This is a genomic window from Streptomyces luteosporeus (assembly GCF_039532865.1).
GTDB classification, from domain to species: domain Bacteria; phylum Actinomycetota; class Actinomycetes; order Streptomycetales; family Streptomycetaceae; genus Streptomyces; species Streptomyces luteosporeus.
On sequence record NZ_BAAASL010000031.1, the window covers coordinates 26825 to 48337 of the forward strand.

At 72.8% G+C, this 21513-nt stretch carries 19 protein-coding genes; 11 read left to right on the forward strand and 8 right to left on the reverse strand.

The features are described from left to right. Positions 1 to 264 precede the first annotated feature (264 nt). The 3 genes from ABD361_RS28880 to ABD361_RS28890 form a co-directional block, all read right to left on the reverse strand. Positions 265 to 2652: an MFS transporter gene (locus tag ABD361_RS28880; protein ID WP_344439688.1), complete on the reverse strand. Its 2388-nt coding sequence runs from the start codon at positions 2650 to 2652 to the stop codon at positions 265 to 267. 199 nt (positions 2653 to 2851) lie between these two features. Next, positions 2852 to 3310 carry an SRPBCC family protein gene (locus ABD361_RS28885; protein ID WP_344439690.1) on the reverse strand — a complete coding sequence of 153 codons (459 nt, stop codon included), beginning with the start codon at positions 3308 to 3310 and terminating at the stop codon, positions 2852 to 2854. A 75-nt stretch (positions 3311 to 3385) separates the two neighbouring features. Beyond that, positions 3386 to 3997 (reverse strand): HEAT repeat domain-containing protein, encoded by a 612-nt coding sequence (locus ABD361_RS28890; RefSeq protein ID WP_344439692.1) that lies wholly within the window; start codon positions 3995 to 3997, stop codon positions 3386 to 3388. A 338-nt stretch (positions 3998 to 4335) separates the two neighbouring features. On the opposite strand from ABD361_RS28890, the gene ABD361_RS28895 reads away from it, so the two are divergent. The 9 genes from ABD361_RS28895 to pssA all read left to right on the forward strand — a co-directional run bounded on the left by ABD361_RS28895 (position 4336) and on the right by pssA (position 15235). Beyond that, entirely contained in the window at positions 4336 to 6147 is a 1812-nt protein-coding gene (locus ABD361_RS28895; RefSeq protein WP_344439694.1) for a 3-hydroxyacyl-CoA dehydrogenase family protein, read from the forward strand. Positions 6148 to 6271: 124 nt separating this feature from the next. Next, on the forward strand, positions 6272 to 7129 hold the full coding sequence (locus tag ABD361_RS28900; RefSeq protein ID WP_344439696.1) for a TetR family transcriptional regulator: 858 nt from the start codon (positions 6272 to 6274) through the stop codon (positions 7127 to 7129). A gap of 382 nt (positions 7130 to 7511) precedes the next feature. Beyond that, positions 7512 to 8849: a crotonyl-CoA carboxylase/reductase gene (gene ccrA, locus ABD361_RS28905; RefSeq protein WP_344439698.1), complete on the forward strand. Its 1338-nt coding sequence runs from the start codon at positions 7512 to 7514 to the stop codon at positions 8847 to 8849. Then, positions 8849 to 10861: a protein meaA gene (locus tag ABD361_RS28910; RefSeq protein WP_344439700.1), complete on the forward strand. Its 2013-nt coding sequence runs from the start codon at positions 8849 to 8851 to the stop codon at positions 10859 to 10861. Before ccrA ends, ABD361_RS28910 begins: the two co-directional genes overlap by 1 nt. Further along, positions 10858 to 11829 (forward strand): HpcH/HpaI aldolase/citrate lyase family protein, encoded by a 972-nt coding sequence (locus ABD361_RS28915; protein ID WP_344439702.1) that lies wholly within the window; start codon positions 10858 to 10860, stop codon positions 11827 to 11829. Before ABD361_RS28910 ends, ABD361_RS28915 begins: the two co-directional genes overlap by 4 nt. 5 nt (positions 11830 to 11834) lie before the next feature. Next, complete coding sequence (locus ABD361_RS28920; protein ID WP_344439704.1) at positions 11835 to 12347, forward strand: MaoC family dehydratase; 513 nt, start codon at positions 11835 to 11837, stop codon at positions 12345 to 12347. Between the two features lies 1 nt (position 12348). After that, entirely contained in the window at positions 12349 to 13554 is a 1206-nt protein-coding gene (locus ABD361_RS28925) for an acyl-CoA dehydrogenase family protein (RefSeq protein ID WP_344439706.1), read from the forward strand. A 180-nt stretch (positions 13555 to 13734) separates the two neighbouring features. After that, positions 13735 to 14391, forward strand: a complete 657-nt coding sequence (locus ABD361_RS28930) for a phosphatidylserine decarboxylase (RefSeq protein ID WP_344439708.1) — start codon at positions 13735 to 13737, stop codon at positions 14389 to 14391. Then, complete coding sequence (pssA, locus tag ABD361_RS28935) at positions 14378 to 15235, forward strand: CDP-diacylglycerol--serine O-phosphatidyltransferase (RefSeq protein WP_344439710.1); 858 nt, start codon at positions 14378 to 14380, stop codon at positions 15233 to 15235. The genes ABD361_RS28930 and pssA overlap by 14 nt, the downstream gene beginning before the upstream one ends. Positions 15236 to 15302: 67 nt before the next feature. Here pssA and ABD361_RS28940 read toward each other — a convergent pair whose 3' ends face one another. Genes ABD361_RS28940 through uppS form a run of 4 tightly spaced genes read right to left on the reverse strand, consistent with a single transcriptional unit; the run spans position 15303 to position 19548 of the window. Continuing rightward, the gene (locus ABD361_RS28940) at positions 15303 to 16421 is read right to left on the reverse strand and encodes a glycerate kinase (protein ID WP_344439712.1); all 1119 of its coding nucleotides are present in this window, start codon (positions 16419 to 16421) and stop codon (positions 15303 to 15305) included. Between the two features lie 45 nt (positions 16422 to 16466). Further along, on the reverse strand, positions 16467 to 17807 hold the full coding sequence (locus ABD361_RS28945; RefSeq protein WP_344439714.1) for a cytochrome P450: 1341 nt from the start codon (positions 17805 to 17807) through the stop codon (positions 16467 to 16469). After that, on the reverse strand, positions 17804 to 18829 hold the full coding sequence (locus ABD361_RS28950; protein WP_344439716.1) for a terpene synthase family protein: 1026 nt from the start codon (positions 18827 to 18829) through the stop codon (positions 17804 to 17806). The genes ABD361_RS28945 and ABD361_RS28950 overlap by 4 nt, the downstream gene beginning before the upstream one ends. Beyond that, entirely contained in the window at positions 18826 to 19548 is a 723-nt protein-coding gene (gene uppS, locus ABD361_RS28955; RefSeq protein ID WP_344439718.1) for a polyprenyl diphosphate synthase, read from the reverse strand. The genes ABD361_RS28950 and uppS overlap by 4 nt, the downstream gene beginning before the upstream one ends. A gap of 294 nt (positions 19549 to 19842) precedes the next feature. Between uppS and ABD361_RS28960 the strand changes: the two genes are divergently transcribed. Next, on the forward strand, positions 19843 to 20199 hold the full coding sequence (locus tag ABD361_RS28960) for an SH3 domain-containing protein (protein WP_344439720.1): 357 nt from the start codon (positions 19843 to 19845) through the stop codon (positions 20197 to 20199). A 31-nt stretch (positions 20200 to 20230) separates the two neighbouring features. After that, positions 20231 to 21100, forward strand: a complete 870-nt coding sequence (locus ABD361_RS28965) for a helix-turn-helix domain-containing protein (protein ID WP_344439722.1) — start codon at positions 20231 to 20233, stop codon at positions 21098 to 21100. Here the strand turns inward: ABD361_RS28965 and ABD361_RS28970 are convergent. Then, positions 21033 to 21401: a nuclear transport factor 2 family protein gene (locus tag ABD361_RS28970; RefSeq protein ID WP_344439724.1), complete on the reverse strand. Its 369-nt coding sequence runs from the start codon at positions 21399 to 21401 to the stop codon at positions 21033 to 21035. The genes ABD361_RS28965 and ABD361_RS28970 overlap by 68 nt on opposite strands. Positions 21402 to 21513: the final 112 nt, after the last annotated feature.

Here is a 21513-nt window from a genome sequence, read left to right on the forward strand (position 1 = left end):
GGTAGGGCCCGTGGGGCCGCGAGGGGGCGTCCTTGCGCCAAACGTCCTTGGCGCGGCGCCGCGTTCGCCCCGCCGCGGCGCCCCGTAGGGGCGCGGGGCCGTGTCGATCTGCGGCTGCCGCCGCGCGGGCGCGACAAGCCACGACGCGCCCGCAGGTGGGCGGCTTGGTTCCGGCGCGTCGACTGCGGGCCGTAGGCGGCTGATCGCGCCCACGCGGCGGAGCCGCAGATCGACACTGCCCCGCGCCCCTGACGGGGCACGGCCCTAGTCCGCGTGACCCAGCTGGAGGTCCCGTTCCGTGCGGCCGCCGCCGGCGACCTGAAGGACCGTGGCCACGGGCGGGTAGCCGGCGGCCACGACGGTGTATTCGCCGGCGGACAGGTCGACGAAGCGGAAGGTGCCGTCGGCGCCGGTGATGGCGGAGTCGACGACGTTGCCGGCGGCGTCCAGCAGCGTCACGCGCGCGTCCTCGACGGGCCGGCCGCCGCCGGCGCGGACGGTGCCGCGCAGCACCGCGCCGCCGGCGAGTTCGACGTCCTGTCGGGTCTCGCGCGCGGACTGGACGGTCACCTGCAGGGCCGCGGGCCGGAACGCGGGGGCGCTGGAGGCGAGGGTGTACTCGCCCGCGACCAGTTCGTCGATCACGTAGGAGCCGTCGGGGCCGGTGCGGGTGGAGGCGACCACTTCGCCGTGCACGTTCGTCAGGGTGACCAGGGCCTCGCGCACGGGGGTGCCGTCGGCGGTGCGCACGGTGCCGGCGAGGCGGCCGGCACCGCCGAGGACGACGTCGAGCTCGACGGGCCGCTCGCCGACGGTGACGGTGACGGCCTGCGGCTGGTGGCCGCCGGCCGCGGCGATCAGCACGTACGAGCCGGTGCCGGGCGTGCTCAGGGCGTACCGGCCGTCCTCGCCGCTGGCGCCCCGGCCGATCTGCCGGCCCTGGACGTCGATGAGGGTCAGGGCGGCGCGCGGCACGGTGGTGCCGTCGTGGTGCTGGACGGAGCCGGTCACGGGGATGCCCGCGACGAGGGGCACCGGGTCGGCCGGCGGTGCGGGGCGCGCGGAGGGGATGGCGGCGCCGGGGGCGTTGTAGGACACCAGTGGTTTCTCTTTCAGCAGGAAGGCGAGCAGGAAACCGACGACGAGCACCGGTACGAGGGCGAGGAGCACGTGGGGCACGGTCTGGGCGTAGGCCCGGACGTAGGCGTCGTGCAGCGGTGCGGGCAGGGCGCGGACGAGTTGTGCGGTGACGGCGCCGGGTGCCGGCAGCCCCGTACCGGGCGGGAGTTCGGCGGCCAGGGCGGAGCCCAGGCGGCGGGCGAAGAGGGCGGCGAGGACGGCGGCGCCGATCGAGGCGCCGAGCTGCCGGAAGAGGTGGTGGGCGCCGGTGACGGCGCCGGTGTCGGCCGGCCGGGCGGAGTTCTGCACGGCGAGAACGAGCACGGGCAGGGTCAGGCCGATGCCGACGCCGAGGATGGCCATCCAGACGCTGTGCACGAGCCGGCCGGTGGTGGCGTCGAGGTGGGAGAGCAGGTACATGCCCTCGGCCGAGAGGGCGCCGCCGAGGACGGGCAGGAGTTTGTAGTGGCCCGTTCGGCTGACGAGGTGACCGCAGACCAGCGAGGCGACGGCGATCCCGCCCATCATGGGCAGCATGAGCAGTCCGGACTGGGCGGCGTCCACGCCGTCGGCCATCTGCAGGAACGTGGGCAGGTAGCCGGCGGCGCCGAAGAGGGCGAGGCCGCAGACGGCGCCGAGGAGCGCGGTGACGACGAAGACGGAGTCCCGCAGGAAGTGCGGTGGGATGATCGGTTCTGCGGCGAAGTGCTCGACGACGGCGAGGAGCAGGGCCGTTCCGACGGCCCCCGCGCCCAGCCCCAGGACGGTGCGGGAGGTCCAGGCGTACTCGGTGCCGCCCCAGGCGGTCAGCAGCACCACGCAGCCCGAGCAGGCCGCGAGCAGCAGGGCGCCGAGCACGTCGAACCGGGCCCGGCGCGGCGGCGCGGGCAGCCGCAGGCTGCCGGCCACGACGGCGAGTGCCAGCACGCCGAGCGGGACGTTCAGGTGGAAGCACCAGCGCCAGGAGGCGCGGTCGGCGACGATCCCGCCGAGCAGGGGCCCGGCGACGGCCGCGAGCCCGTAGGCGGCGCTGATCACGCCGAGGTGGCGGCCGCGGCGGCGTGCGGGCACGAGGTCGGCGACGGCCGCCTGGACGCCGGTGAGGATGCCGGCCGCGCCGAGCCCCTGCAGGGCGCGGAAGGCGATGAACTGGTCCATCGTGCGGGACCAGCCGGCCAGGGCCGAGCCGGTGACGAAGACGACCAGCGCGAGGACGAGGGCGGCCTTGCGGCCGCGCAGGTCGCCGAGCCTGCCGAACAGCGGCAGGGCGGTGGTGGACGTCAACAGGTAGGCGGTGACGGCCCAGGACGCCCGCTGCGGCCCCTGCAGCTCCACCGCGATCCTCGGCAGGGTGCTCGCGACGACCGTCTGGTCGAGGGCCGCGAGCAGCAGGGCGAGCAGCAGGGCGGCGAACGCCGGCCCCGCCCGTGTCGCGTCCCGGGCGGGCGGCGGGGCCGGGGCGGGCGGGGCCGGGGGCAGGGCGCGCGTGCCGTCGCTCTTCTCCAAGGTGGTCTCGAAGGTGGACCCGCCCACGAACTGCTCCCCTCGTCGCGCCTGCGCTGCCGCCCATTTCTCGCATTACGCGACAACGGCCAGCAAGCGCGACGATTTGTGCGGGAGCGCCGGGGACGGCACTTTTTGCCGGTGGGAGGCGGTTTGGGCACAGCAGGACCGCACCAGGAAAACCACCCGAACCGGTGAGCCCGGCCGGCCCCGCGGTATCACCGGGGCATCAGCCGAGGCCGGGCTTGCCCTCCACCTCGGCGGCGAGCCGGGCGAGCATCGCGTCGTAGATGCGGCCCAGGCCCTTGGGCGCGAAGGTCCGCTCGAAGAAGCCGCCGATGCCGCCGGCGCCCGTCCAGGTGGTGGTGACCACGACCCTGGAGCGGCCCTCGCCGGCGGGGGTGACGGTCCAGGTGGTCACCATGGAGGAGTTGCGGTCCTTCTCCACGAGCTGCCCGTCGGTGGGCTCGTCGACGTCCATCAGGCAGTCGCGCACGCGCTTGCTGGTGGCCTGGAGCTTCCAGTGCACGACGGTGCCCTTTCCGTCGCCGCCCTCGCGCACCTCGTACTCGCTGAAGTGCTCGGGCAGCAGCTTGGGGCGGGTGCCGCTGTAGTCCGCGAGCGCGTCGAAGACGTCCTCCGCGCCTGCGGCGACGATGCGCTCAGTGGTGGCCTCGACCTGGCCCATGGGTGGTCCTCCCGGACGATGAGTGGTGCTGCGTGCAGGCCCGACCATACGGGAGCGCCGGCCCGCCCGCGGGCGTCAGGGAGCCACCCCCCGGCGGTTGAGCCGGGCCAGGGCCGCGATCGCGGCGGGGCGCAGCTTCTCGTGTTCGCGCGCCGCCACCAGCGTCGCCTCGGCGCGGCGGTCGCCGAGGATCCCCAGCCCCTCCACGCACGCCCGTGCCACGGGCCACACGTGGTCGCGCGCCGCCAGCAGCCGTTCCAGCGTGGCCAGCAGGGCGGGGACGGATTCCGGCGCCCGCAGCTCGGTCAGCAGCCGCACGGGGTAGACCGCGTAGGCGGTGCGCAGCGGGTTGGTGGCGAGTGCGGCCGCGGCCTTGGCGGTGCGGGGGTCGCGCAGGCGGGCCAGGACGTGGGCGGCCGTGGCGCACCGTACGGGCTCGCGGTAGTTGAGGAGGAGGACGAGGGTCTCGAAGGCCCGCCGGTCGCCCTTGCTGCCGAGGGCGAAGGCGGCGATCTCGCGGGCCCACAGCGGGCGTTCGGGCGCGACGAGGACCTCGGCGAGCTCGTCGCGCGCCGCGCGGGTGTCGGACCGCACGAGCGCGAGCAGCTTTTCGTACGCCGAGAACTCGGCCGGGGAGACCAGTTCGGCCCGGACCCGCTTCAGCAGCGCGCGGAATTCCTCTTCCATGTCCCGCTCTCCTCCCCGAGTGGCCTGGGCCACATCGTAAGTCGCGCGCGCGACCCCTGGCGCTCTTGGTTACCCGTCGGTTAATCTCCCGGCCGGAGCAGCATTCCCGCTCCGGTGGTCTGGTGACGCAGCCGCCGCAGCATTGACGTCGGTTCGGCATTCTCGAGTACGGCAGGGCCCCGGGACAGGGCCCGCCGGTCGCACGATTCCCGCCCCCCGGGCGCCCCTTGGCGCGCCCCGGCGGCAGGGACTTCGCTCACGAGCCCGCCGCGCTGCGCGCGGCCCGCCCACCGCCGTCCTTCCCCTTGTGCACGGGGAACACCCACTGGAGTCTCGCGATGGACCGTTCGTCCACCTCTGACCCGTCCACCCGGCCCCGCCTGCAGACCGTCGCCGTGATCGGCCTCGGCACCATGGGCACCGGCATCGCCGAGGTGCTCGTCCTGGCCGGACGTGACGTCATCGGCATCGACATCAGCGACGCGGCCGCCCTGCGGGCCGGTGCGGCGCTGGAGGCCGCCACCGCCCGCGCGGTGGAGCGCGGCCGGATCACCGAGGCCGGGCGCCGGGCCGCCCTCGCCCGCTTCCGCACCTCCGGCGACCTGGCCGCGGCCGCACCCGCCGATCTGGTGATCGAGGTCGTGCCGGAGGACTACGCGCTCAAGCACGAGGTGTTCACCGCCCTCGACGCCGTCGTGCGCCCGGACGCCGTCCTCGCGACCGGCACCAACGCCCTGTCGGTCACCCGGCTGGCGGCCGATTCCGCGCACCCCGAACGGGTGCTCGGCCTGCACTTCTTCAACCCTGCGCCGGCGATGAAGCTGGTGGAGGTCGTCTCCTGCGTCCTGACCGACCCCGCGGCCGTCGCCGCGGTCACCGACCTGGCCCACGAGCTGGGCAAGGAGCCGGTGACGGCGGGCGACCGGCCGGGCTTCGTCGCCGACGGCCTGCTGTTCGGCTACCTCAACCAGGCCGCGGCCATGTACGAGTCGCGCTACGCCACCCGCGAGGACATCGACGCGGCGATGCGGCTGGGCTGCGGCCTGCCGATGGGCCCGCTCGCCCTGCTGGACATGATCGGCGTCGACACCGCCCGTACGGTGCTGGAGGCGATGTACGCCGCCTCCGGCGACCGGCTGCACGCCCCCGCACCGGTGCTGGGCCAGCTGGCGGCGGCCGGGCTGACCGGCCGCAAGGCGGGGCGCGGCTTCTACACGTACGAGGCGCCCGGCTCCCCAGTCGTCGTGCCGGACGCCCTGACCCCCGATGCGGCCGCCGCGGCGACGGGCGGCCGCGAGGTGCGCTCCGTGGGCGTGGTGGGGTCGGGCACGATGGCGGGCGGGATGGCCGAGGTGTTCGCCAAGGCGGGGTACGCGGTCGTGCTCGCCGCGCGCTCGCCGGAGAAGGCGGAGGCGGCCAAGGGGCGGATCGCGAAGTCCCTGGACCGCTCGGTGGCCAGGGGCCGGCTGACGGTGGAGCAGCGGGAGGCGACGCTCGCCGCGATCACGCCGGCCGGTTCGCTGGAGGCCCTGGCCGGGGTGGACCTGGCCGTCGAGGCGGTCGCCGAGGACCTGGAGGTCAAGCGCCGGTTGTTCGCCGACCTGGACAAGGTCTGCCGGCCCGGCGCGGTGCTGGCCACCACCACCTCCTCGCTGCCCGTCATCGCGTGCGCCCGGGCCACCTCCCGCCCGCAGGACGTCATCGGGATGCACTTCTTCAACCCGGCGCCGGCGATGAAGCTGGTGGAGGTGGTGCGCACGGTGCTCACCGCCCCGGACGTGCACGCCACGGCCCGCGCGGTGTGCGCGAAGGTCCGCAAGCACCCGGTGGACTGCGGGGACCGGGCCGGTTTCATCGTCAACGCCCTGCTGTTCCCCTACCTGAACAACGCGGTGAAGATGGTGCAGGAGCACTACGCCTCGCTCGACGACATCGACGCGGCGATGAAGCTCGGCGGCGGCTATCCGATGGGTCCCTTCGAGCTGCTGGACGTGGTGGGCCTGGACGTGTCGCTGGCCATCGAGAAGGTGCTGCACCGGGAGTTCCGCGAGCCCGGCCTGGCGCCGGCGCCGCTGCTGGAGCACCTGGTGGCGGCCGGGTGCCTGGGGCGCAAGACCGGGCGCGGTTTCCGCGAGTACGCGAAGGCCTGAGGCGGCCGTGCCCGGCCAGGGGACGGGTTGGGGCGGACTGCTGGGGCCCGGCGGGCCCCTCCCGGCGGTGGCCGGGGGAGGTCCGCCCCGGCACACCCACACGGACGCGTGTTACGTTCCCCACATGTCCCAGCCCGCCAAGTCCGCCCCCGCCCGCCGCGGGGCCGCCACCGAGCCGCCCGCCACCGAGGGCCCGAAGGCGGCCAAGGACCGCCCGGAGCCCGGCGCCGTGAGCGCCGGCTCCCGCCGAGCCGCCGCCCAGCGGCTCGGCATGCGCCGCAAACTGGCCACCGCCGCCATGGAGTTGTTCGCGACCAAGGGCTACGAGGGGACGACCGTCGACGAGATCGCGGCCACGGCCGGGGTCGCCCGCCGGACGTTCTTCCGCCACTTCCGCTCCAAGGAAGAGGCGATCTTCCCCGACCACGACGACACGCTGGTGCGGGCGGCCGCGGTGCTGGACGCCGCGCCGCCGCACGAGAACCCGCTGGACACCGTGTGCCGGGGCATCAAGGAGGTCATGCGGATGTACGCGGCCTCCCCGGCCGTCTCCGTCGAGCGCTACCGCCTGACCCGTGAGGTGCCGGCGCTGCGCGAGCGCGAGATCGCCTCGGTGGCCCGCTACGAGCGGCTGTTCACCCGCTACCTGCTGGGCCACTTCGACGAGACCGCCCACCACGTGGGCGACGACGACCCCCTGCTGGCCGAGGTCGCCGCCTCCGCGGTGGTCACGGCGCACAACCACGTCCTGCGCCGCTGGCTGCGCAGCGGCGCCCAGGGCGACCTGGAGGCCCAGCTCGACCACGCCTTCGCCATCGTGCGCGAGACGTTCGGCGCCGGCATCGGAGCGGGCCGCGCCGCCGAGGAGACGCCGGTGGCGTCCGCGCGCAGCGAGGGCGAGGTGCTGGTGGCGGTCGCGCGCACGGATGCCCCGCTGGAGGAGGTCATGCGCACCATCGAGAAAGCGCTCAAGAAGAGGTAGCCGCAGAAGTAAACGCAGAAAACCGGATATTCCCCGACAAAGGCCGCCCCCTGTGGGCGGCCTTTGTTGCTCATGCGTGCCCTCCGGATGACATCTGAGAGAAATTGTTGGCACGCAGTGTCTTGTCGAGTGGCACGCGGTGCCATACGTTGTCCGTGTCCGGGCGGCCGGCGCGCAGACACGATCGTCGCGTGCCGGCTGTCCCCGCAAGCACCTTGCGCGCCCGGACGCCTGCGTCACCAGGCACCGCACCCGCGCCCACCGGCGCGGCCCCGTACCACCCCGCCGGACCGACGGCACCGCCTCGTGTTCCACCCGACGCATCACCCCCGACGTTCCCTCAAGCCCGTTCGCAACCGACGTGCTTCGCCGGAGGCCATCCGTGAACCAGATACTGGACGCCATCGTCGCGCCCGACACCAGCGCCGAGGACTTCGCCGCGCTCCCCCTGCCCGAGTCGTACCGCGCGGTGACCGTGCACAAGGACGAGGCCGAGATGTTCGCCGGCCTGCCCACCCGCGAGAAGGATCCGCGCAAGTCGCTGCACGTCGAGGACGTGCCCCTGCCCGAACTCGGGCCGGGCGAGGCGCTGGTGGCCGTCATGGCCAGCTCGGTGAACTACAACTCGGTCTGGACCTCGATCTTCGAGCCCCTGCCGACCTTCGCCTTCCTGGAGCGCTACGGCAAGCTCTCGCCGCTGGGCAAGCGGCACGACCTGCCGTACCACGTCATCGGCTCCGACCTCGCGGGCGTCGTCCTGCGCACCGGCCCCGGCGTCAACGCCTGGAAGCCCGGCGACGAGGTCGTCGCGCACTGCCTGTCCGTCGAACTGGAGTCCGCCGACGGCCACAACGACACCATGCTCGACCCGGAGCAGCGCATCTGGGGCTTCGAGACCAACTTCGGCGGCCTGGCCGAGATCGCGCTGGTGAAGTCCAACCAGCTCATGCCCAAGCCCGGGCACCTGAGCTGGGAGGAGGCCGCGGCCCCCGGCCTGGTCAACTCCACCGCCTACCGCCAGCTGGTCTCCCGCAACGGCGCCGGCATGAAGCAGGGCGACAACGTGCTGATCTGGGGCGCGAGCGGCGGACTGGGCTCGTACGCCACCCAGTTCGCGCTGGCCGGCGGCGCCACCCCCATCTGCGTGGTCTCCAGCGAGCAGAAGGCGGAGATCTGCCGGCGGATGGGCGCCGAGGCGATCATCGACCGCACTGCCGAGGGCTACCGCTTCTGGAAGGACGAGCACACCCAGGACCCCAAGGAGTGGAAGCGCTTCGGCAAGCGCATCCGCGAACTGACCGGCGGCGAGGACATCGACATCGTCTTCGAGCACCCGGGCCGCGAGACCTTCGGCGCGAGCGTCTACGTCACCCGCAAGGGCGGCACCATCACCACCTGCGCGTCGACCTCGGGCTACATGCACCAGTACGACAACCGCTACCTGTGGATGTCACTGAAGCGGATCATCGGCTCGCACTTCGCCAACTACCGCGAGGCGTGGGAGGCCAACCGCCTGATCGCCAAGGGGAAGATCCACCCGACGCTGTCGAAGACCTACGCACTGGCGGAGACCGGCCAGGCGGCGTACGACGTCCACCGCAACCTCCACCAGGGCAAGGTCGGCGTGCTGTGCCTGGCGCCCGAGGAGGGCATGGGCGTGCGCGACGAGGAGATGCGCGCGCGCCACATCGAGGCCATCAACCGCTTCCGGAATGTGTGATGACGGAACGCCGTAAAGACCGGCCTTGGTTGATGCGGACGTACGCCGGCCACTCGACGGCCGAGGCGTCCAACGAGCTGTACCGGCGCAATCTCGCCAAGGGCCAGACCGGCCTCTCGGTCGCGTTCGACCTCCCGACGCAGACCGGCTACGACCCCGATCACGTCCTGGCCCGCGGTGAGGTCGGGCGGGTCGGGGTCCCCGTCGGGCATCTGGGCGACATGCGGCGGCTGTTCCAGGACATCCCGCTGGAGCGGATGAACACCTCCATGACCATCAACGCCACCGCCATGTGGCTGCTGGCGCTGTATCAGGTGGTCGCCGAGGAGCAGGGCGCCGACATCTCCGCGCTGCAGGGGACGACGCAGAACGACATCGTCAAGGAGTACCTCTCGCGCGGGACGCACGTCTTCCCGCCGGGTCCCTCCCTGCGGCTGACCACGGACATGATCACCTACACGGTGAACACCATCCCGAAGTGGAACCCGATCAACATCTGCAGCTACCACCTGCAGGAAGCGGGGGCCACTCCGGTCCAGGAGATCTCCTACGCGATGTCCACGGCGATCGCCGTCCTGGACGCCGTACGGGACTCCGGGCAGGTGCCGCCCGAGCGCTTCGGCGAGGTGGTGGCCCGCATCTCCTTCTTCGTCAACGCCGGGGTCCGCTTCATCGAGGAGATGTGCAAGATGCGCGCCTTCGGCCGCATCTGGGACCGCGTCACGCGCGAGCGCTACGGCATCGAGGACCCCAAGCAGCGCCGCTTCCGCTACGGCGTGCAGGTCAACTCCCTCGGCCTGACCGAGGCGCAGCCGGAGAACAACGTCCAGCGCATCGTGCTGGAGATGCTGGCGGTCACCCTCTCCAAGGACGCCCGCGCCCGCGCCGTCCAGCTGCCCGCCTGGAACGAGGCCCTCGGCCTGCCCCGCCCCTGGGACCAGCAGTGGTCGCTGCGCATCCAGCAGGTGCTGGCGCACGAGAGCGACCTGCTGGAGTACGACGACATCTTCGCCGGCTCGCACGTGATCGAGGCCAAGGTGGAGGCCCTGGTGGCCGACTGCCTGGCCGAGATCGAGCGGATCCAGGCCATGGGCGGGGCGATGGCCGCCGTGGAGTCCGGCTACCTCAAGGCGCAGCTGGTCTCCTCGCACGCCGAGCGGCGGGCCCGCATCGAGTCGGGCGAGGAGAAGATCGTCGGCGTCAACTGCTTCGAGGGCACCGAGCCCAATCCGCTCACCGCCGACCTCGATGCGGCCATCATGACCGTGGACCCGGCCAACGAGGCCCGCGTGGTGGCGGCCCTGCACCGCTGGCGCGACAACCGCGACGAGGTCCGTGCGCAGGAGGCGCTCTCGGCGCTGAAGAAGGCCGCCGCCGGGACGCGGAACCTGATGCCCGCGACGCTGGAGTGCGCCCGGGCGGGCGTGACGACCGGCGAGTGGGCCTGGGCGCTGCGCGACGTCTTCGGCGAGTTCCGCGCCCCCACGGGCGTGGGCGGCGCCCCGGTGGCCGTGGCCGCCGAGCCCGGCACGCCGCTCGCGGCCGTACGCGAGAAGGTGCGCCGCACCGCCGATGACCTGGGCACCGGCAAGCTGCGGCTGCTGGTCGGCAAGCCGGGGCTGGACGGGCACTCCAACGGTGCCGAGCAGATCGCCGTACGGGCCCGCGACGCCGGCTTCGAGGTGGTCTACCAGGGCATCCGGCTCACCCCGGAGCAGATCGTCTCGGCGGCGGTCGCCGAGGACGTGCACTGCGTGGGGCTGTCCATCCTCTCCGGCTCGCACGCCGAGCTGGTGCCCGACGTGCTGGCGCGGCTGCGCCGGGCGGGGGCGGCGGAGGTGCCGGTGATCGTCGGTGGCATCATCCCCTCCGCCGACGCCACCGCCCTGAAGGCGGCCGGTGTCGCGGCGGTCTTCACCCCGAAGGACTTCGGAATCACGGAGATCATCGGCCGTATCGTCGACGAGATCCGCACTGCGAACAAGCTCGACCCCCTGGAGGTCACCGCATGACCGGCAACACCCCTGTGAACCGCCTCCGCCCGCGTCGCTCCTGCCTCGCCGTCCCCGGCAGCAACCCCCGCTTCCTGGAGAAGGCCCAGGGCCTGCCGGCGGACCAGGTCTTCCTGGACCTGGAGGACGCGTGCGCGCCGCTGGCGAAGGAGGGCGCCCGGCACACGGTCGTCGACGCGCTGAACAAGGGCGACTGGACGGGCAAGACCCGGGTGGTGCGGGTCAACGACTGGACCACCCACTGGACGTACCGCGACGTGATCACGGTCGTCGAGGGCGCGGGGCCGAACCTGGACTGCATCATGCTGCCCAAGGTGCAGGACGCCCAGCAGATCGTCGCCCTGGACCTGCTGCTGACGCAGATCGAGAAGACGATGGGCTTCGAGGTCGGGCGCATCGGCATCGAGGCGCAGATCGAGAACGCCAAGGGCCTGGTCAACGTGGACGCGATCGCCGCGGCCTCGCCCCGGCTGGAGACGATCATCTTCGGCCCGGCCGACTTCATGGCCTCCATCAACATGAAGACGCTCGTGGTGGGCGAGCAGCCGCCCGGCTACCCGGCGGACGCCTACCACTACATCCTCATGCGCATCCTGATGGCCGCCCGCGCCCACGACCTGCAGGCCATCGACGGCCCCTACCTGCAGATCCGCAACGTCGACGGCTACAAGGAGGTCGCCGGCCGGGCCGCGGCCCTGGGCTTCGACGGCAAGTGGGTGCTGCACCCGGGCCAGGTCGAGGCGGCCAACGAGGTCTTCTCGCCCTCCCAGGAGGACTACGACCACGCCGAGCTGATCCTGGACGCGTACGACTACTACACCTCCGAGGCGGGCGGCAAGAAGGGCTCGGCGATGCTCGGCGACGAGATGATCGACGAGGCCAGCCGGAAGATGGCCCTGGTCGTCGCCGGCAAGGGGCGGGCGGCCGGCATGGCGCGCACCTCGCGGTTCGAGATCCCGGAGGCCTGAGCGCGATGCAGTTCGGACGGACCTACGAAGAATTCACGGTCGGCGACGTCTACAAGCACTGGCCCGGAAAGACGGTCACCGAGTACGACGACCACCTCTTCTGCCTGCTGACCATGAACCACCACCCGCTGCACATGGACAGCAATTACGCGGAGAAGACCACCGATTTCGGCCGGAACGTGGTGGTCGGCAACTACATCTATTCGCTGCTGCTGGGCATGTCCGTGCCGGACGTCTCCGGCAAGGCCATCGCCAACCTGGAGATCGAGTCGCTCCGGCACGTCGCACCGACGTTCCACGGCGACACCCTCTACGGCGAGACGACGGTGCTGGACAAGACGCCGTCGAAGTCCAAGAGCGACCGCGGGATCGTGTACGTGGAGACCCGCGGCTACAAGCAGGACGGCACCCTCGTGTGCGTCTTCCGGCGCAAGGTGATGGTGCCCACCGCCACGTACATCGAGGAGCGCGGCGGGGAGCAGCCCGGCCGGCCCGAACCGATCACCGGGGAGAAGTGAGATGGGCCGCCTGGCACAGACCGAGGGGCTGACGGACGTCCAGCGGGAGATCCTCGCGACGGTCCGGGAATTCGTCGACAAAGAGATCATTCCGGTCGCCACCGAGCTGGAGCACCGGGACGAGTACCCCACGCGGATCGTCGAGGGCCTCAAGGACCTCGGCCTGTTCGGGCTGATGATCCCGGAGGAGTACGGCGGGCTCGGTGAGTCCCTGCTCACGTACGCGCTGTGCGTGGAGGAGATCGCCCGCGGCTGGATGAGCGTGTCGGGGATCATCAACACCCACTTCATCGTCGCCTACATGCTCAAGCAGCACGGCACCCAGGAGCAGCGGGAGCACTTCCTGCCCCGCATGGCGACCGGCGAGGTGCGCGGCGCGTTCTCGATGTCGGAGCCGGGCCTGGGCTCGGACGTGTCGGCGATCACGTCCAAGGCGGTGCGCGAGGGCGACGAGTACGTCCTGACCGGCCAGAAGATGTGGCTGACCAACGGCGGCTCCTCGACGCTGGTGGCCGTGTTGTGCCGCACGGACGAGGGGCACCCGGAAGGCACCGCCCCGCACAGGTCCATGACCACCTTCCTGATCGAGAAGGAGCCCGGCTTCGGCCAGGTCCGGCCGGGGCTGACCATCCCCGGCAAGATCGAGAAGATGGGCTACAAGGGCGTCGACACCACCGAGCTGATCATGGACGGCCTGCGGCTGCCGGCCGACCGGGTCCTCGGCGGGACGACGGGACGTGGCTTCTACCACATGATGGACGGCGTCGAGGTGGGCCGCGTCAACGTCGCGGCGCGTGGCTGCGGCGTTGCGCAGCGTGCGTTCGAGCTGGGTGTGACCTATGCGCAGCAGCGCCGGACCTTCGGAAAACCCATTGCGCAACACCAGGCCATCCAGTTCAAACTGGCCGAAATGGGAACAAAGGTCGAGGCGGCCCATGCGATGATGGTGAATGCGGCCCGGAAGAAGGACTCGGGCCAGCGCAACGACCTCGAGGCGGGAATGGCCAAATACCTGGCCTCGGAGTACTGCAAGGAGGTCGTCGAGGATGCCTTCCGCATCCACGGCGGCTACGGATTCTCCAAGGAGTACGAGATCGAGCGGCTCTACCGCGAGGCCCCGATGCTCCTGATCGGTGAAGGTACGGCCGAGATCCAGAAAATGATCATCGGCCGGCGACTGCTCGAGGAGTACCGGATACAGGGATAATTGCCCGTTTTGGGGATGTTTGAAGGTGCGGTTGCAGAGAAGAAGATCACACCCTGTGATCGACGTCCGGCCAGTGACTGGCCCTGGCGCTTAGCCAGTTACCGCCCGCACCCGATAGCATCCCCGGAAAGCCGCCGTCCCCCGATCGTTACGCGGCACCCTCCGCTACGAAGGTCACCCATGCCCCACAGCTCTTCCTCTGCACATCGCGACAGCCTCCTCGGCGTACGCCTCGCGCGCGGAGCATCGCCGTGGCTCCTCCCCACCGTCGCCACCGCGGCGGTCAGCCTCGCCAAGGCCCGCCGCTCCGGCCGCTGGGCCGCGCTGGCCGTGCCCACCACCGCACTCGCGGCGGGCATGCTGTGGTTCTTCCGCGATCCCGAGCGCGAGATCGCCCAGGGCCGGGTCATCTCCCCGGCCGACGGCGTGGTGCAGAGCATCATGCCGTGGAAGGACGGACGCACCCGCGTCGCGATCTTCATGAGCCCGCTCAACGTCCACGTCAACCGCGCGCCCATGGCCGGCACGGTGACGTCGGTCGAGCACGTCCCGGGCGGGTTCGTGCCGGCGTTCAACAAGGAGAGCGAGAACAACGAGCGCGTCGTCTGGCACTTCGACACCGAGCTCGGTGACATCGAGATGGTCCAGATCGCCGGCGCCGTCGCCCGCCGCATCGTGCCCTACGTGCCGGCGGACACCAAGGTGGAGCAGGGTGACCGGATCGGCCTGATCCGCTTCGGCTCGCGCGTCGACATCTACCTCCCCGAGGGCGTCGAGGTCGCGGTCGAGGTCGGCCAGCCCACCACGGCAGGGGTGACACGTCTTGACCGTGATTGATCCGGACACCCAGGCCGCCTGGGTCCCCGAGGCGGAGGCCGAGGACGCGGACGACATGCCGCTGTCGACGCGCCTGTCAATAGCGGACACCCTCACGCTCGGCAACGCGATCTGCGGCTTCATGGCGGTGTACTTCACCACCACCGGCGTCCTCATCCCCCACCTCACGGGCAACGAGGACGGCGGCATGGCCCGGCACAGCGCCGCCACCGCCGTGATACTGATGCTGCTCGCCTCCGTCTTCGACCTCTTCGACGGGCTCGTCGCGCGCAAGCTGCGCAGCTCGGCGATGGGCGCGGAGCTGGACAACCTCTCCGACCTGATCAGCTTCGGCCTGGCCCCGGCGTACTTCGTCGTCGTCTGGGGCATGGTCGCCGACGACGCCATGCAGCGGGTCTCGGCGGTCGCCGCGATCGTGGTGCTGCTGGCGGTCGTCCTGCGGCTGGCGCGGTTCTCCTGCGTACCGATGCGGGACGGCATCTTCCAGGGCATGCCCAGCCCCTTCGGGGCGCTGACCGTCGTCTCGATCGTGCTGCTGGAGCTGCCGTTCGTGCCGACGCTGCTGGCGATCATGGGTGTGGCGTGGCTGATGGTCAGCCGCGTCGAGTACCCCAAGCCCCGCGGGCCCCTGGCGGTGGCCATGCTCAGCTGGATCGTGCTCAGCATGGGCCTGCTGGCGGCGTGGGCGTTCGACGCCCCCGGCGGCGAGCTGCTCCTGCAGACCGGCTGCGCCCTGCAGGTCGTCCTGGGCGCGGTGATCCCCCTCTTCGCGACGGCACGACGGGTGAACACCTTCCGCGACAACCGCCGCGAGGCGCGCGAGGCGGAAGCGCAGCTGCAGTAGCGGCGCGGCGTGGAACAACGGCGTGGGGCCCGGGCGAAAGCCCGGGCCCCACGCCGTTTTCCGTTCGTCAGCCGAGGTAGTCGCGCGCGATGGACTCGGCGAGACGCTCCAGGAGCGGCCCCGCTTCGGCCATGCACCGCGCCGGATCCGCCTCCAGGTCGCTCAGCGCGTACGCCCGCTCGATCCCCGCACCCGCAAGGGCCTCCCCCTCCAGCGCCAGCCGCCCGCAGACGGCCACCACGGGCACTCCGCGCGCCGCCCTGGCCACGCCCACCGGCGCCTTCCCGTGCAGCGTCTGCGCGTCCAGGGAGCCCTCCCCCGTCACCACCAGCTCCGCCCCGGCGACAGCCGCGCCGAAGCCGACCACGTCGAGCATGACCTCGATCCCGGGCCGGAAGACGGCCCCCAGCACCGCCAGCGCGGCGTACCCCACGCCGCCCGCCGCCCCCGCGCCGGGGGCGTCCGCGAGCCGCCCCCCGTCCAGCACCTGCGCGTAACGGGCCAGCGCCGCGTCCAGCGTGGCGGCCTCCGCCGCGCTCGCCCCCTTCTGGGGCCCGTAGACGGCCGCCGCGCCGCGCGGCCCGGTCAGCGGGTTGTCGACGTCGCTCGCCAGCACCAGGCGCGTGCGGGCCAGCCGTGGGTCGAGCCCGGACAGGTCGGCCTCGGCGAGGGCGGCCAGCGGGCCGCCGCCCGGCCCGAGGGGCCGGCCCGCGCCGTCGCACAGCCGTGCGCCGAGCGCGGCCAGCATGCCCGCGCCGCCGTCGGTGGTGGCGCTGCCGCCCACGCCGAGCACGACGGTGCGCGCCCCCGCGTCCAGCGCGGCCCGCACCAGCTCGCCGGTGCCGTACGTGGTGGCCGTCAGCGGCGCGAAGCGCCCCGGCGGCAGCAGCCGCAGCCCCGAGGCCTCGGCCATCTCGACGACGGCCGTACCGTCGCCGCCGAGGGCGTACGCGGCCGTGCGCCGCTCCCCCAGCGGCCCAGTGACCGCGACCTCGCGCCGCTCGTAGCCGGCCGCCACGACCGCGGCCACGGTCCCGTCGCCGCCGTCGGCGACCGGCAGCGCGGTCACGGCGGTGCCCGGCGCGGCCCGCCGCAGCCCGGCGGCCACGTGCCGGGCGACCTCGACGGCCGCGAGCGATCCCTTGAACTTGTCCGGAGCGACCAGTACGCGTCGTGTGTCCGCCACCGTCTCCTCGCCTTCCCCAGCCGGGTCCGTCGCGCCGCGGCGACCCTACCGGGGCCGCGGCGTGACGAGGAGACGCCGGGGCACCACGTTGGTGCGGAAGACGGGGCGGACGGACCGGCCGGGCACGGGTTCGAGGGTCCAGCGGCGGGCGACGGTGGCGAGTACGGTGATCGCCTCGATCCAGGCGAGGGGTTCGCCGACGCAGCCGTGGACGCCGCGGCCGAAGGGCAGGTAGGCGTGCCGGCGACGGCGCTCGTCGGCGTCCGGCAGCCAGCGGTCGGGGTCGAAGACGTGGGGGCGGTCGAAGAAGCGCTCGTCGCGCTGGAGGGCATAGGGCGAATAGAAGAGGTTCGTGCCGGCGGGTACGGTGTGCCCGCCGAGCGGGGCGTCGGCCGTCGCCTGCCGGGTGAGCAGCCACACCGGCGGGTACAGCCGCATGGCCTCGGTGATCACGCGCCGGGTGAGGGCGAGGCGGGCCAGCCGGTCCAGGTCCGGCGGCCCGTCGCCGAGGACGTCGTCGGCCTCGCGCTGCAGGCGGGCCTGGAGCGGGGGGTGCCGGCTGACGAAGTACGCGCTCCAGGTGAGGGCCGTGGCGGTGGTCTCGCCGCCGGCGCTGAGGATGGAGAGGACCTCGTCGTGGAGCTGCCGGTCGGTCATGGGGCGTCCGGTGTTCTCGTCCCGGGCGGCGAGGAGGGCGGAGAAGAGGTCGTCGGTGTCGCGGCCGGTCGCCCGCTGCCGGGCGATGACGCGGTCGAGGGCCTCGTGGACCTCGCGGTTGGCGGCGGCGAAGGCGCGGTTGGAGCGGGTGGGCAGCTTCTCCAGCAGGTCCGTGGGGGCGAGGGTGCGCCGCATGATGGCGGCGAGCAGGGTGGGGAAGGTGTGCTGGATGGTTTCCAGGACCCGGGGGTCGGCATCGGCGGAGAACAACACGTGGGAGGCGACGTCGAAGCCGAGCCTCTGGAGTTCGCCCACCAGGTCGACGGGACGGCCGGGCGGCCAGGCGGCGATGCGGCGCCGGGCCACCTCGTCGACCGTGGCGGCGTAGGAGACGAGCCTTCCGTGGCGGAACGCCTGGCGGATCATGCGGCGCTGGCGGCGGTGGTGCGGGCCCTCGGAGAGCACCAGTCCCTCGCCCAGGAACGGCTTGGCCTTCTCGAAGAGGCGGCCGCGCAGGAAGACGTCGGCGTCGGTGACCAGCATCCGGTGGACGAGGTCGGGGTGGTTGACGAAGCAGGCCCGCGCCGGTCCCAGGCGTACGGAGGTCAGGTCCCCGTGGCGGGGCAGGGCGGTCAGAAAGGCGTGCGGCCGGCGGGCGAGCGCCGGCGCGCTGCCGAGCAGCGGCAGTCCCGGTACGGCCGGGATGGCCGCCTCCGGCTCCGGGGTCACGGCCGTTCCCGCGCGGTGAAGTGGGTGCCGACGCGGTAGCGGTCGGTGGCCAGGCCCCAGTCGTAGAACCCCCGCATCATCGAGCGCAGTCCGCCGAGGTAGCGCAGCAGCAGGGGGCCGGCGTGCTCGCCGACCCGGGCCTCGAGGGCGAGGTAGGCGGCGATCTCCTCGTTGTGCATGCGGGCGGCCTCCTCCAGGGCCTGCTGCGGGCCGATGTTCCGGTCGGCGGCGAGGACGGTGGGCAGGTTGAGCGGGGCGGCACCGGGCCGGGTGCTCTCGCGCCCGTAGGACAGGACGTCGTTGGCCCAGCCGTTGACGTGGGCGGTGATGCGGCACAGGCGCCGGACGTCGGGGTGGCGGTGGTCGGCGTCGGGCAGTTCGAAGCCGTAGGCGGCGTCGAGGACGGCCAGCGCGACGGGGGTGGCGCAGTTGTAGTAGCGCATGGTGAGGTAGTCGCCGACGGACGGCGGCGTGCCGGTCTGCACGGCCGCGCTCTGGGTGAGGACGCCCAGCAGGTACATGCGCTCGGCCGCGAGGAACCGTTCGAGGTGCGCGGGGGTCCCCAGGGCGGCCAGATGGTGGCAGATGTCGGCCAGGGCCCGTGCGCACGGGTCGCCGGCGGGCCCGGGCCAGGGGGCGCCGGGCAGGTGCGGGGCGCGGGTGCCGGCGAGGGCCTCCTCGGCGGTCGTCAGCATGCGCAGGGCGGCCGCGGCCAGCCCCGCCGTGTCACTGCCGTGGTGCGGCTCGTCGCAGTACCGGTCGTCGAAGACGAAGTGCCAGACGTAGATCTCGCAGGCCAGGCGCAGCCCGGCGGGGGTGGCTCCGGGGAACTCGCGGGCCACCACGTCACCGAACCGGGCCGCGGCGACCGCCGCGTACTCGGCGTCGGTGGTGACCAGCCCCTGCCGGCGCGCCCACTGCCTCACGTGCGCCTCCGCGGCCCCGGCGTCCGGGTGGATCTCGGGCGGGAAGGGGTAGTGCAGGGCCGGCAGCCGCCAGCCGGCGCCCGGTGGGGTCGTCACAGGCCGCGCCTCCTGTCGCGCTCCGCGTACGCCGCGAGCGCCCGGTCGAACTGGGTGCGGTCGAAGTCGGGCCAGCACACGGGGGTGAAGTACAGCTCCGCGTGGGCGCTCTGCCAGGGCATGAAGCCGGACAGGCGCATCTCGCCCGAGGTGCGGATGAGCAGGTCGATGTCGGGGTGACCGGCGGTGGAGAGGTAGGACGCCAGCAGGTCCTCGGTGATCTCGGCGGCCGGGTGCCGGGAGGCACGGGCGGCCGCGGTGACGATGTCGCGGCGGCCGTCGTAGGCGACGGCCACGGTCAGGATGCTGCCGGGGGCGTCGGCGGTGCGGCGTTCCACCAAGCGCAGGGCGTCGGCCTGTTCGGTGTGCGGGAGCAGTTCGACGGAGCCCGTCACCTTGATCGGCCAGCGGTCCTCGGCCGCCATCCGCCACAGTCCCTTGATGATGGCCTGGACGATCTCCTCCACCAGCCGGGGTGGCCGGCACAGGTTGTCGCGGGAGAGCGCCCACACGGTCACGAACCGGATGCCGGCCTCCTCGCTCCAGGTCAGCAGGTCCCGGACGCGCTCGGCGCCGGCCTCGTAGGCGTCGGCCAGCGGGCGGCCCCGGCCTTCGGCCCAGCGGCGGTTGCCGTCGAGGATGACGGCCAGGTGCCCGGGCACCGGTGCACCGGGGGGATGTGGCCGGTCCGGGGACGGGGTGGGCGGTGCGGGCGTCATGACGGGCCTCCCGCAGGGGAGTCGACAATGGCTTATTTCTCTTTTCATCCTGACATCCGATGAACAGGGGGCCAGGGCGCAGGCGCGGGGCGCACGGTTGTACGGACGTCGCGCCCCGGCCGGCGCGGTGGCAGCGCATCGTCGCCACGGCGCACACGCGCCGCACACGCCCACCGGGGCCGGGAGGTTGTGACAGGGACGTGACAAGATCGCCGCCGGGTGGTCGATCCGCGCCTCCTAAGCTGATCACCGTCGCGGCAGACGCCGCGTCGAAGAACCACCCTCGGAGGAACCGTGCGACGCATATCCCTCGCGCTCACCACCGCCGCCCTCATCGGCACCGCGGCCGCCGTGGCCGCCCCGGCGCAGGCGGCCGGCCCCGCGGCCGCCCCGCAGGCCGTGCGGGCCGCCTCGGCGTGCCACGAGGACAACGCCATGATCTACACGGACGGCACCCGGCTGCGCACCAAGGCGAGCACGTCGGGCGGGGTCATCGGGCAGCTGTACTTCGGCGACCCGATCCGCATCCTGCGCTCGTCCGGCGGCTGGGACTACGTCCAGCTGAAGGAGAAGAGCAAGGGCGGCCTGGGCAAGGGCACCCGCGGCTGGGTGGCCCACAAGAACATCATCCCGCCCTTCTGCGGTCACTGATTCGGCAGGGGCGTGCGGTTACCGTCGGGGCATGACGACTGTCCCGTACGCCCCCACCGCCCCCACCGTGGGCTCGCTGCTGCGCGAATGGCGCGACCGGCGGCGGATCAGCCAGCTGGAGCTGGCGCTGCGCGCCGACTCCTCGGCGCGGCACATCAGTTTCATCGAGACCGGCCGCTCCACGCCGAGCCGGGAGATGGTGCTGCGGCTCGCCGATCACCTGGAGGTGCCGGTGCGGGAGCGCAACGCCCTGCTGGTGGCGGCCGGTTACGCCCCGCACTATCCCGAGCGGCCGCTGGACGACCCGGCCCTGGCGGGCGTGCGCGAGGGGCTGGAGCGGCTGCTGCACGGCTACGAGCCGTTCCCGGCCCTGGTCGTGGACGGCGCGTACCAGGTGGTCGCCGCCAACAGCGGCATCGCGATGCTGCTGGAGGGGGTGGCGCCGCACCTGCTCGCGCCCCCGCTGAACGCCATACGCCTGGCCCTGCACCCCGAGGGCCTGGCCCCGCGCATCGTCAACCTGCCCGAGTGGCGCGACCACTTGCTCCACCAGATGGAGCGTCAGCTCGCCCTGCTGCGTTCGGCGCCGCTGCGTGAGCTGTACGACGAGGTCAGCGCGTACCCCGTGCCCGGCCGCGGGAGCGGAAGCGGCAGGACGCGAACGGCCGCCGTACCGTTCGCGCTGCCGATGGTGATCGAGCACGCGGGCCGGGAGCTGTCGTTCGTCTCGACCATCGCGACGTTCAACACGCCGATGGACGTGACCGTCTCCGAGCTGGCGCTCGAGGCGTTCCTGCCCGCCGACCCGGGGACGGCCGCGTTCCTGCAGGACCTCACACGGCCGGAACCCGGTCGAGGAAGCCCAGCACCGTGCGCAGGCGACCGTCCTCGGCGAGGGTGACGACGTCCGACCCGGCGACGGGCGCCGACCCGTCGGCCACCGAGACGAGCTCCCAGGAGAAGCGCGCGATGCCGTGGTGCCCGTCGACGTCCCCGGTGAGCCGGAACTCGTGTCCGGGGAACTGCTCGTGGACCCCGGCGATCAGGCCGGCGATCCCCTCGTGCCCGCTGACGTCCGCCAGCGGGTCGGTGTACACCCCGTCCTCGCTCCACGCGTCGGCGACGGCCTGCTTCAGGGCGACGGCCTCGGCGGCGTTCCAGGCGGCGAAGTAGCGGGCGACGGCGGTCTCGTACGTCGACATGGCGGTGGCTCCCCACGGGTTCGGTGACGGATCTTGCCGGCTCCCCCGGGCCCGAGTGCGCGGGTCCGGGGGAGCACTGCCCTCACCTTGCCGGGAACGCCCGTACGGCGCG

Bases quoted from the DNA above. Each gene is read 5' to 3' on its own strand.
- ABD361_RS28885 (WP_344439690.1), bottom strand. From the start codon at position 3,310: ATGGGCCAGGTCGAGGCCACCACTGAGCGCATCGTCGCCGCAGGCGCG.
- ABD361_RS28890 (WP_344439692.1), bottom strand. From the start codon at position 3,997: ATGGAAGAGGAATTCCGCGCGCTGCTGAAGCGGGTCCGGGCCGAACTG.
- ABD361_RS28895 (WP_344439694.1), top strand. From the start codon at position 4,336: ATGGACCGTTCGTCCACCTCTGACCCGTCCACCCGGCCCCGCCTGCAG.
- ABD361_RS28900 (WP_344439696.1), top strand. From the start codon at position 6,272: ATGTCCCAGCCCGCCAAGTCCGCCCCCGCCCGCCGCGGGGCCGCCACC.
- ABD361_RS28910 (WP_344439700.1), top strand. From the start codon at position 8,849: ATGACGGAACGCCGTAAAGACCGGCCTTGGTTGATGCGGACGTACGCC.
- ABD361_RS28915 (WP_344439702.1), top strand. From the start codon at position 10,858: ATGACCGGCAACACCCCTGTGAACCGCCTCCGCCCGCGTCGCTCCTGC.
- ABD361_RS28920 (WP_344439704.1), top strand. From the start codon at position 11,835: ATGCAGTTCGGACGGACCTACGAAGAATTCACGGTCGGCGACGTCTAC.
- ABD361_RS28925 (WP_344439706.1), top strand. From the start codon at position 12,349: ATGGGCCGCCTGGCACAGACCGAGGGGCTGACGGACGTCCAGCGGGAG.
- ABD361_RS28930 (WP_344439708.1), top strand. From the start codon at position 13,735: ATGCCCCACAGCTCTTCCTCTGCACATCGCGACAGCCTCCTCGGCGTA.
- uppS (WP_344439718.1), bottom strand. From the start codon at position 19,548: ATGACGCCCGCACCGCCCACCCCGTCCCCGGACCGGCCACATCCCCCC.
- ABD361_RS28965 (WP_344439722.1), top strand. From the start codon at position 20,231: ATGACGACTGTCCCGTACGCCCCCACCGCCCCCACCGTGGGCTCGCTG.
- ABD361_RS28970 (WP_344439724.1), bottom strand. From the start codon at position 21,401: ATGTCGACGTACGAGACCGCCGTCGCCCGCTACTTCGCCGCCTGGAAC.